Here is a 12,340-nt window from a genome sequence, read left to right as displayed (position 1 = left end):
GGGCTGCTGTAAAAAGCTTGCAGGTACAGAACGGCGCTTAACTGATTCGGCTTTTGGTGATGACCACGGTGCAAAATAAATTGAAATGCAAGAAAATGAATCAGCCCGCCTGCGCGCGCTCTACAGTTATGAAATCATAGACTCAAATAAGGAGCGGGATTTTGACAGGCTCACAGAAATTGCTTCTTTGATTGCGGGTTGCGAAATCTCACTGATTTCCTTTATTGATAAGGACAGGGTTTGGTATAAATCAGCTACAGGGCTTTCTGTAGAGGAGGCTCCAAGAGGATTTACCATGTGTGAATGTACCCTGGCCTCAAATGAGATGTTTCTGGTAGAAGATACCCTGAAAGATGAGCACTGGAGTCTGCATCCGATGGTACAGGAGGGACTTAAGGTGCGGTTTTATGCCGGATTTCCGCTTATCGATCCAAATGGATTTACGCTGGGCTCCCTCTGTGTCATCAGTACGGAACCAAAAAAAATAACTTCATCACAACAGCAGATGTTATCACTGCTGGCAGAAGAAGCCATCGCGGCGATTATAGACCGCCGAAAAAAGCAGGAATATAAGCAGTTTAGTCGCCTTATTAATGAGTCCAATGACCTTATTTGCATCCTAACGCCGGATTTAACATTTAAGATGGCCAACCCCTGCTTTAACAAGCGCTTAGGCTGGACTGAGGAAGAACTACAGTTTAAAACCATTTTCGATATCGTTCCGGCAGAAGATCAGGATAAAGCACACGTACTTTGGTCTAATATCAAAAACTGTCTTTCGGAGGAGCATGGTGAGCATCAGGTATCGATTAAAGCTGGTGGCTATCGGGTGATCGAGTGGACGGCTACAACTCAGGAAGCGGATAAGAATATATTTGCAATTGGAAGGGATATTACTGCCGAAATTGAGAAAAACAAGGCATTAAAAGATAGCGAACAAAAGTTAAATAAGTTTTTTGAGAGTTCGCAAGGTTTAATGTCTACGCATGATGTTAACGGTAAACTAATCACGCTTAATCCGGCCGGAGCAGAAACATTAGGTTTCTCCAGAACGGAACTACTTAACAAAACTCTTTTCGACATTATCCCAATAGCGCGACATGATAATTTACGCCAATACCTTAAAGACATAGTAGCACATGGCGTTTCAAAGGGCTACATGGTTGTTAAACGAAAATCTGGTGAAGAGCGTTTGTGGTTATATTCAAATGTACTACAGCAAGATCCTAATGGCGAACCTTATATTGTTGGCAATGCAGTGGATATTACCGATCAGAAGAAATTAGAGAAAGATCTTATTCACACCAAAAATTTATTGGAAGAAACCAGTAAACTATCAAAAATAGGTGGATGGGAACTTAACCTCATCGATGATCAGGTTAACTGGTCGCCGATTACCCGTGAAATTCACGGCGTACCGGAAGATTTTATCCCTACCAAAGACAATGCAATTAAGTTTTACAAAATCGGAGAAAGCCGGGAAAAAATTCTGCAGGCGATAGACGAAAGCCTTCACACGGGGAAGGACTGGGATCTGGAACTTCAAATTATTGACTTTAACGGAAAAGAAATTTGGGTACGGACCAAAGGAAACGTGCAGTTTGCAAAAAACACTCCAACCCGCATTTATGGTACTTTTCAAAACATTGATGACCAGCAACGTGCGCAGATGGAAGTGATTGCAGCTAAAAAACTACTGGATGATGTACTCTCGGCAGCTACCGGAGTGAGCATCATCGCCACAGATCTGGATGGAACCATCACCGTATTTAACCAGGGCTCCTCGCAATTACTGGGCTATACTGCTGAAGAAGTGATAGGCACGCAAACGCCTATCATATTTCATGATCCGAAAGAAATAGATGATCTATGTAATGATTTTAATACTGTGCCGGGTTCCGAAGTTTCGGGATTTGGTTTTTATAAACAATGTGCAGATCACCCTCAAAAAGAAAGGACATTTACTTTTATCACTAAATTCAAAAAACGGGTAAGGGTTTCCTTATCCATTACCTCGATAAAGGATAGCAAGGGTAAGGTTATCGGCTATCTGGGCATCTCTACTGACATTACCCAAAAAGAAAAATTCGAAAACGAGCTTGCTACAGAAAAAGCTTTACTCATTGCGTTCATTGAAAACGCACCCGCATCCGTAGCCATGATTGATGAAAACATGCATTTTCTGATCGCCAGCAAAACGTGGTTAAAAGAATATACTCAAGTGGAAGGAGATATCGGCGGACGCTCCTACTACGAAGTATTCCCAGATTTATCCGAAGAGCGTAAAGCCGTTCATAAAAGGGTGCTTAAAGGAGAGGTTGTTAAAAAAGAGGAAGATGTCTATTTTGATAAAAGAACAAATACGCCATATCATATTGCCTGGGAAATGAGGCCCTGGTATAGAGCAGATCATTCTATAGGGGGCATGATGATTTTTACGCACAATATCTCGGCAAGCGTTAAGCATCGCGAAGAGCTCACCGTAGCAAGACTGCGTGCCGACCTGGCCAACATGGCCAAGTCTGAATTTCTTGCCAATATGAGCCACGAAATCAGAACGCCATTAAATGGAGTGATAGGCTTCACCGATCTGGTATTAAAAACCCAACTTAATCATACCCAGGAGCAATACTTAAAAATTGTAAATCAATCCGCCAATGCACTTTTAAGCATTATAAATGATATTCTCGATTTTTCTAAAATTGAAGCAGGTAAATTTGAGCTCGACATAGAAAGGTGTGATCTTTACGATATCGCCGGGCAGGCCAGTGACATTACTAATTATCAAATCCAGACTAAAAAATTAGAAATGCTGCTTAATGTGCAGCCAAATCTTCCGCGGTTTATATGGGCTGATGCCCTTCGCCTCAAACAGATATTAATTAACCTGTTGGGAAATGCAGCTAAATTCACCGCAAAAGGAGAAATTGAACTTAAAATACAAGCCCTAAGTGAAACTAAAGACCATCACTTACTTCGGTTCAGCGTTCGTGATACCGGTATTGGAATAGCCAAAGCAGTACAGGCAAAAATCTTTAATGCCTTTTCGCAAGAGGATTCATCTACCACAAAAAAATATGGCGGAACAGGACTGGGATTAACTATTTCTAACAAGCTACTAAAGATGATGGACAGCCACCTCCACCTGGAAAGTTCTCCAGGAGAAGGCAGCACCTTTTACTTTGACATAAATTTACGATCTGAACATGGTAATCCAACCGAATGGGTTGGAATGGAAAGTATCACTAATGTGCTGATTGTAGACGATAATAAAAACAACAGAGATATCTTAACTGATATGCTTTTGTTAAAAAATATCCATTCTGATCATGCACAAAACGGTTTCGAAGCGTTGCAGTTTATGGCAGAGGGCAGAACCTATGATGCTATTTTGATGGATTACCATATGCAATATATGGATGGGATAGAAACTGCAACCAAAATCAGGGATAATTTTATGAGTGAAGATGAAAAACTTCCGGTAATTCTTCTCCACAGCTCCTCAGATGATGGTACCATTATTAAGGCATGTAGTGAGTTAAAAATTGAGAACCGGCTACTCAAACCCATTAAAATGGATACGCTTTTCCTTACTTTATCCAGGTTAAAATCCAAGGAAATATCTCCGCAGGATCTTGAAATCACGGCACCATTACTTGCAGATCAAAACCCGGACTATAGTTTTTTGATTGTGGAAGACAATGAGGTGAATAGATTCCTTACCCGTTCTTATATAGAAAAAATTTACCCTAAAAGTATAATCATGGAGGCTGAAAATGGCACCATAGGGATTGAACAATTCAAAAAGATGTCCTTTAGCCTCGTTTTTATGGATATACAGATGCCAGAGATGAATGGTTACGAATGCGCGAGAAAAATCAGGGCTTTTGAAAAAGAAAAACGAACGCCTGTTATCGCTTTAACAGCAGCAAATGTAAAGGGAGAGAGAGAGAAATGCGTTGCTGCAGGCATGGATGATTTTATCACCAAACCTATTTTACAGGAAAATATTGAGGCGATATTAAACAAATGGTTAGTTCAGCCAGATGAGCCGGAATTAAGTAAAGTGGAACAGGAAACTGATCAGGATCTGTTTCATTTCGATTTCAAGAAACTGGCCACCTACTTTGGTAAAGATTCGGTAAAATTTAATAAAATTATTGGAATTACAGTTGAGCAACTTAAGCAGGCGCAGCAACAACTCGCTAAAAACATTCAGCTGGAAGACACTGAAATGATGCTTGCCCTGTCGCACAAGTTGTATGGAATGTCTACTTCCGCAGGACTAATAAAATTAGCGGATATCTGTAGAGAATTGCAGAAACACAATGTTGATGACCATCTTTTGTTGCAGACCGGAGCCGAAGAACTCAGAGAAGAAATAAAATTGCTTATTCCGATATTATTGAAATACTTAAGTTAATCAGGTTAAAAGCTCCGTAAACAGGAAATTAATCATCTGTTTAAATTCCAAAAAAGTTCTACAAAAGTTGCTGTTCGTAATAAACACAACTTTTGTAGAACCAGTTCAGGGCAGGCGTTACCAGCCGTAATTCTGTTTTAATTCCGGGTTTTTATCAATTTCAGTTTGTGGTATTGGCATAAGATAATGCTTATCGGCAAATACCCTGTCCTGTATGGTAACTGGCTTATACAATACCGCTACACCCGCAGCTTCGCTATTAATATCCAGTCCTGTTGCGCTTAATTCGGCTGTTGACGGACGGGCATTTAGCACATGAAATTGACCATTCTGAGTCGTTTTGGCAATCAACCAACGCCTGACGTCCCAGAAACGATGCCCTTCGAAGGCAAATTCGACGCGGTATTCATTTTGTATCCGGCGGCGCATGCCATCTTTGGTTTGATCCTCTGGTAAAACCGGAAGCTGTGGCATAGATACCCGGCTTCTTACCAGGTTAAGATATTGATATACGCTTGCATCAGGGGCAGACAGATATTCATTCATGGCCTCTGCATAGCTTAAATAAATCTCAGCCAGGCGGAATATCGGGAAATTTCTTCTAGCCGTACCGGTATTGGCATTTCTATCAACATCCGGAGAAACCCATTTTCTTATGTTATAACCCCATGGATTCGTACCCGATTTACTGGTTGCCCAGCCATCAGTCTGTCCGTTGCCATTACCCCACCAGGCGAACTTAGTAGCCCTTTTCATCGCATCAAAACGCCATAAAGAATATTGAAAGAAAATAGAAGCATAGAAACGCGGATCGCGGTTTTTGTACATATTCGAAATATTACTTACCGGTTGAAATTTCAAGCCGTCCCACATTTGGCCGCTCCAGGTTCCGGCAATCGCATACTGCGAACCAGGCTGATTAATTGGATAACCATTATTCATTTCATAAGCATCAATCAACTCTTGCAAAGGCGTAAATTTACCATTGCCTTTAAACGGCGGACCATTAGGCAGCTGGTTACCTTCAATATCAGTATTATTGGTAATAATCCTCGGTAAAATGGTTTCTGTATAATCGCGGTTATAAAACTGCGCTGCATAATTTTGAACCGGATTATTTGGGAAAGGGTTATAAAGGCTATAAATCCCTAAATCAATTACTTCCTTAGCCGCATCTGCTGCTTTTTTCCACTTTTCCCTGTCGTAAGTGGCATTAAAAAGTTGCTTGCCATCCGAATTTCTAATGCTGGAGTATAGCGGATTGCCATTAAACAAAGGGCTGGCCGCTGTTAATAAAACCCGCGTCTTTAAAGCAAGTGCCGCGCCTTTGGTAATCCGGCCGATTTGTGCATCAGCCTGACTTACCGGCAATATCTTGGCTATTTCATCACACTCTGAAGTGATAAAACCTACTATTTCATCAACAGAATTGCGGGTATATTGCGTTTTCCCTAAATCATTAGGATCAATATCAGCCGGGCTGGTAAGCAGCGGGACAGCCCCATATCTTTTAAAAAGCTCAAAATAGTACTGCGCTCTTAAAAACCGTGCCTCAGCTTTGTATCGGGGTACCCAGATTTCATAATAAGCCTTTCTATCTAAAGGAATGGGCACTAAATCTATCCGGTCAATGAAAATGTTTGCCCGCCTGATGTCCTGGTACTTTCCGCCCCAGTTACCTAAAGGATTATCGGTGATGCTCCAACTGCCCAGGTTAAATTTATAGGCATCTATGGCTCCCCCATTATCAAACCAGTGATGGTAGGATTCATCTGTGTATGCGGTGATGTCAGATCCAAGGTCGTTTGGCAAAGCATTATAAAGCCTTGCAAGTGCTTGCTCGGTAAGATCAATGTTAAAATAAACATCGTCTTCTGTAGTATACTCTGAGGGTACAACATCCAGGTATTTTTTACAGGCCGTAGCCGTTAAGAGCAGCAGGGATAGAAATATTATATAGACTTTTTTCATCTTTCTAAATTTTTTATGGTTGATGAAGCTTTTGTTTAGCAGTGATTATGTTTGCTTTAAGCTTGATCATTTTAGGTTTACATCGCTACGTTTAATCCGAAATTAATTACTCTTTGCTGTGGGTAACTACCAAAACCATCAGGCATCTCCGGATCAAATATTTTCAATTTATCCCAGGTGTACAGGTTTGTACCGCTTGCAAAAACCCTGATATTGGTGAGTTTTAGCTTTCGGATCAGCGGTTTCGGCAATGTATAGCCCAGTTCTACATTTTTAACCCTCAGGTAATCTGATGATTTTAGCCAAAAAGTAGAATTCTGGTTGTTGTTTACATTGTTTGATGACGATACTCTTGGCCAACGTGCATTTACATCCGGATTTTCAGCCGTCCACCTACTGTCCAGATAATCTGCCAGTACAGAGCTATTGGAAGAGAATGCCCATGCCGAGGTACCCGTTAACCACCTATAGCCACCCTTTGCACCCTGAAGCAAAGCATTAAAATCGAATTGTTTAAAGGAATAGCTAATGGTAAAACCAATAATTGATTTTGGCGCTGTGGCTTTACCTAAATAGCCTTCATCCTGACTGTTAATTACACCATCGCCATTACGATCCAGATATTTAATATCACCAGGTATAACTTTGCCATACTGCTGGTTCGGGCTACTGTTAATATCGGCCTGATCCCTGAATAAACCAAGAGCGGTAAGTCCGTAAGCCTCAAATACCTGCGTACCTTTAAGGCCTTTGTAGGCCAGTGTATAATTGGGTTCGGCTGCATAATCAATATTATTGGTGGCATAAGAGTAAGATGCCCGCAGCATAAGGCTTTGATTGGTGAATTTTTTGCGCCAGGTAAGTTCGGTTTCAAAGCCCTTGTTACTTACCCTGCCCGCATTTATGGCTGGCAGATTGAGTACGCCTGTTACATCAGGAATGATGGATGCGGTGGTTAATATGGAGGTTCTTTTTTCTGAAAAGATGTCACCTGTAAACTGTAAGGTATTATTCAGGAGTCCAAGTTCGAGCCCGATATTCGCTTTTTTGGCCCGCTCCCAGGTCAGGTACTCGTTTCCTGTTGCGCTTTCCTCCGTGCTGCTGTACCGGTCTCCATCGGCAGCTAAGCCAAACTGGTAGCCGCGGTCACCCCCTGTATTCCAGGTACTCAGGTAGGCGAAACGACCCACGCTATTATCAACCCCAACTATACCATAAGAACCCCTGAGTTTTACCAGATTGAAGGTTTTAGAATTTTTAAGGAATTTTTCGTTCGAAACTATCCATGCTGCAGACCCCGCAGGGAAGAACCCCATTCGGTTACCTGTTTTAAAATTTTCCGAGCCATTGTAGCCTGCATCAAATTCAAGCACATATCTGCTATCAAATGCATAGTTTAAACGGCCTACCAATCCCAGCTGTTTATAAGGCAGTGCGCCAATGGCATTAGTAGCGTCGGTAAAACTTTGCGATTGGTTATACCTCACCATCGCGGTTACCGCATGTTTCTGGTTAAATACCCGGTCATAGTTCAGGTATCCTTCATAAGTAGATTTTCTACTGGTATTCGCTCCCGAAACATTAAAACCAAGTAAACCTGTACCCGTTGTTAACTGGGTATAAGTTCCTTTGCTCAGATCAGTTTCCTGATCGTTACCCAATGCATATACATAAGTAGAATAGCTTCTTGCCCTGGTTAGGTTGCGGTAGCTTTGCGAATCAAAAGCAAAACGGGTTCTGGCGCTTAGCCCTTTGGTAATAAAAGACATATCGAGTCTGAATCCTGCAATAGCGCCTAATGTATTTTCAAAAAGCCGCTGGTAGCCAAACTGCGTAAGCCTGCCATAGGGATTGGCCGGCGAATCTTTTTTTCCCGAAATGGTTCCATCCGGGTTGGTCATTGGATAGATGTAAGAAGGAGTATTTCTGAGTTCGGCCCAGAAACTGTCACCAGATTCATTCGGGTAATTCCGGTCACGTACCACATCACTCAGGTTTAGTTCCAGGGTAAGGTGTTTGGTGATATCAATATCAACGTTGCTCCTGAAATTGTATTTGTTTAAATAAGCATTGATGTTATAATTATTTAAATCATCAAATTTATATAAACCTTCCTGCCCAAGGTAAGACATGGATACAAAATACCTTGCTGTAGATGAACCACCACTTACATTAAGGTTGGTTTGGTTCATCATAGAATTTGATTTTAAAAGCTCTTTGTGCCAGTCTACATTGGGATAAAGGTATTGATAGCCTGGCTTGCTCCGATCTCTGAATTTATCAATATACGCATCGGTATAAAGATTATAATTTAATCCATCGTTCATCAATCCTTCTCTGAAAAGCTTCAGTGCATCATAAGAATCAAGGTAATCTGGCAACCTTACCGGCGACTGGCTGGCCATCTGGGTGGTTAACGATAACACAGGCTTACCGGTTTTACCTCTTTTTGTAGTCACTAAAACTACGCCATTGGCACCTTTCATCCCGAATACAGCGGTAGCTGCAGCATCTTTTAAAATACTTACGTCTTCTACCTCATTGGCATCAATACGGTCTATGGCATTTTCAATTCCATCTACCAAAATTAAAGGGCTTTTGCCTTGATAGGTACCGAAACCTCTGATGTACAAAGTAGAGCCATCTGCGCCGGGTTCGCCACTATTTTGTATGGTAACCAGCCCGGGTAGCCTGCCGGCCAAACTGTTGGTTAAGCTGGCCGTTGGGGTGCGCAGCATTTCTTTGCTCGAAACTGATGTTAATGCACCGGTTACTTTGGTTTTAGTTTGCGTACCGTAACCAACAATTACCACATCTTCCAACATCGCCTTATCTTCCAGGAGCTGTACCCGGATGTAGTTTTTCCCGCTCACAGCAATTTCACGCCTTAGGTAGCCGACCGAAAAAAACACCAGTGTGGCATCTTCAGGAACCCTGATTACATAGTTACCATTCTGATCGGAAGTGGCGCCTATCCCCTGCATCCCTTTAACAGTAATGTTTACGCCAGGCAAACCTACCCCGGTTGAATCGGTAACTACCCCCCTGATTTCGATATCTCTTTCACTCAGGTTTGCACTTTTGGCAGCTCTTTTTATAATCACCACATCATCTACAACAGAAAATGCAAAGTGGTTTTTAAACAAGATCTCCTGCAATACACTTAATAGTTTGTCACCGTTAAAATCGTAACTCAGTTTAATGTTATCTTTCAAAAGCACATCAGGATAGGCGAACTTAACATTTGATTTTTTAGAGATCAGCTCAAGAGCCCTTTCAAGGCTTACGTTTTTCCCCTTCATGGTGAGGGTTGTCTGGAGTATTTTTTGACTGTAGGAAACATTAGCAAAGGCAAGCGAGCAGCATACACAAAGCGTGCATAATATTACGGTGCTATACTTCATGAGGATATAAGGATAATATAATACTCTATGATCTAATAGAGATTTTTTCATAGTTTTACATGTTAGTGTGAAAATGGAATAGCCGCTTGTATTGATTTCTCAGGTCCAGACGAGCGTGCTATTGTTTGATTTTGCATTTCAGCCCGGGTCAAACTTTTTGTCCTGGGTTTTTTTGTGTAAGGTTTAACTGATCATAGATTTTAGGTGGGTTTATTTGGTTAGCAACTCTTTCCGCTTAACAGGTAAGCACCGTTTTTAAATTCATAAGTGCCCTCTACCAATTGGGAAAGTACTTTTAGAAGTTTTTCCAAACTTGGGTTATCCAGTTCGGCGGTTATTCTACAGTTTTTTAGGTGGTTAGGGATTTTAATGGTTACATCGTAGCTGCGGGCTATCTCGTCTACAACATCAGCAAGCCTGCGGCTTTTGTACAAAATTTTTCTTTCGTGCCAGGCCACCAGTTCGTTTACATCAACCCACTGCGGATTGCTGATGCGATCATTCCCGGCATCAAAAAGAATTTGATGGTGAGGTAACAATGTCTTTGTCTGCTGCTTCGTTTTACGCTTCTTTTTCAGGTAAACAGAAACTTTCCCGGTGACTACCGTTACGGATATCATTTTATTGGTGTAGGCACTGATGTTAAAGCTTGTGCCCAATACCTGAGTGGTTAGCTTATTGGTATGAATAATAAATGGTTTATTTTTATTGTGCGCTACTTTAAAAAAAGCTTCGCCACTTAATGTTACCTCACGGGTATTTCCTTTAAATGTTTCAGGGTAGGTTAATTTACTTTCTGCATTCAGGTAAACAACGGTTCCATCTACCAGCGTTAAGCTAACGATTTTGCCTCTCCCTACGCTTTTCTCCACCATTGCAACCTGATGGTTCGGAGTTGCCGGCTCAACCCGCAGCATGTAAATTACCAGGCAAGCAGTGCTGAACAGCAATATTGATGCGGCAACCTTGAATATGCTGATGTATCTGTTGGTTTTTCTTTTTTGCCCGATAACGTTCAGAACATTTGCATATACCTTATCGCGTTCAAAGTTTATTTTGTCATCCAACTGAAAACTATCTTGTTGCGCCGCATCAAAATAAGCAGTTAACTTATTTTCTATCGGCTCTGTTGGTTTTGATTTATCCTTTTTCATGTGGTTATGGTGTATGATGCATTTTTAGCAGTTACCCCCCAAAAAGAATTCATTTTTTTTTAGATATATTTAAATTGTAAAGATGAGCGGATTTCATGCCCAAAGAACATCAATCGCGAGGTTTAAGTGATGCAGAACTTCTCTGAAAAATTTTAAATGGTGTACAATCGCAGTTTTAGCCGAACGCTATAAATCCCGCCGAATCAGAATTATGGGGAGCCCGTGAGGTAGACGGGCAAAGGGTTGATGGAAATATAGAGATGTGCAATGACTTATTTAATTATAAGCCAGGCAGGAACAGAACAAGCAAGATTAAGAAATCAGTAAGATTAGCTTTAAGCCGCTTTAACGCAATACCAACTTGATTTTCTACCGTTTTAACGGAGATATTTAAATGTTTGGCAATTTCCTGATGAGAGTACTGGGACTCACGGCTGAGCTGGAAGATCTCCGCACATTTGCGGGGAAGCAGGTTTATTTCCTGATTTAGCTTCTGCTTCAGTTCCATTTCAAGTAATCTATTGTCAGTATGATTACTATCGGCCAAAAATGCAAGGGCATCAGCATCTATTGTAATTTTCCGTTTTCTAAGCTGTGCTAAAATCCTGTTTTTCGCAGCGGTATACAAAAACCCCTGCAAAGAAGTGGTAATATTCAGCTTAGCCCGTTTTTGCCACAGGTCTGAAAAAAGATCCTGTATCACATCCTCACTGGCTTCTTTATTCCGGACTAAATTATAAACGGTATGGAAAAGCTTTGGTGCGTACTTCTCATAAATCAGTTTAAATGCAACAGTATCATCATCATGTAACAAGACAATCAAGTCATCATCAGACCATATCTGTAAATGTTTTTGCATTATGAATTTAGTTCTGTACAGTAAATTTTAAAATCACAATCTGAAATAATAACTTATTTCCTGCTTAGCGTCAATAAATCATCTGTTGTGATCAGAACCTTTATATTTGGTTAAGTAAAAATAGTTATTTCGCACACAAAACAAAATATATTGCAGACCATTTCGAAGAAACTCCTCCTCATTTTTAATCCTCGGGAGCATCGGGAGGAATTTTGCGGAAGTTCTGCAGATGTGGTAAAAAAGGCTTACAACGATTGCTCCTGTAACCCTGTATCTAAATTAACGTGCCCAATCTTAACAAACTGTAGTGTAGCACGTTCACCTTTTTCGTTGCAGATGGTATGGACTTTCCCCTTTCGATGTGCTTTATCATATTTTTTGCCTGAACAGGCGAAGCGGAAAGAAACTTTCATCACAAAATCTTTACGTTAATCTATGATAGTAGTTGGCGCATCACGAAATGTTTTGAAGATTCTTCCATAAAAAACCGGTGATAAGGCGTTCAATTACATAGGGTATTTAGCCTTTT

General features: G+C 41.0%; 6 protein-coding genes. 1 reads left to right on the top strand and 5 read right to left on the bottom strand.

Features of this window, described 5'->3' with window-relative positions; genetic code table 11:
* Nucleotides 1-85: 85 nt before the first annotated feature.
* Nucleotides 86-4,423, top strand: a complete 4,338-nt coding sequence (locus GJU39_RS06525) for a PAS domain S-box protein (RefSeq protein WP_154279893.1) — start codon at nucleotides 86-88, stop codon at nucleotides 4,421-4,423.
* A gap of 117 nt (nucleotides 4,424-4,540) precedes the next feature.
* Here GJU39_RS06525 and GJU39_RS06520 read toward each other — a convergent pair whose 3' ends face one another.
* From GJU39_RS06520 to GJU39_RS06500, 5 genes are all read right to left on the bottom strand, one after another.
* Complete coding sequence (locus tag GJU39_RS06520) at nucleotides 4,541-6,394, bottom strand: RagB/SusD family nutrient uptake outer membrane protein (protein WP_154279892.1); 1,854 nt, start codon at nucleotides 6,392-6,394, stop codon at nucleotides 4,541-4,543.
* Between the two features lie 77 nt (nucleotides 6,395-6,471).
* Entirely contained in the window at nucleotides 6,472-9,849 is a 3,378-nt protein-coding gene (locus GJU39_RS06515; protein ID WP_154279891.1) for a SusC/RagA family TonB-linked outer membrane protein, read from the bottom strand.
* A 167-nt stretch (nucleotides 9,850-10,016) separates the two neighbouring features.
* Nucleotides 10,017-10,952, bottom strand: coding sequence for a FecR family protein (locus GJU39_RS06510; RefSeq protein ID WP_154279890.1), 936 nt, complete (start codon nucleotides 10,950-10,952; stop codon nucleotides 10,017-10,019).
* Nucleotides 10,953-11,232: 280 nt separating this feature from the next.
* The gene (locus GJU39_RS06505; RefSeq protein ID WP_154279889.1) at nucleotides 11,233-11,811 is read right to left on the bottom strand and encodes an RNA polymerase sigma-70 factor; all 579 of its coding nucleotides are present in this window, start codon (nucleotides 11,809-11,811) and stop codon (nucleotides 11,233-11,235) included.
* 245 nt (nucleotides 11,812-12,056) lie between these two features.
* Nucleotides 12,057-12,224 (bottom strand): hypothetical protein, encoded by a 168-nt coding sequence (locus tag GJU39_RS06500; RefSeq protein WP_154279888.1) that lies wholly within the window; start codon nucleotides 12,222-12,224, stop codon nucleotides 12,057-12,059.
* Nucleotides 12,225-12,340: the final 116 nt, after the last annotated feature.

The organism is Pedobacter petrophilus (assembly GCF_009674725.1).
In the GTDB taxonomy this organism is placed as follows: Bacteria; Bacteroidota; Bacteroidia; order Sphingobacteriales; family Sphingobacteriaceae; genus Pedobacter; species Pedobacter petrophilus.
Note: the sequence above shows the minus strand (reverse complement) of the source record. Positions and strands in the feature narration are given on the sequence as shown.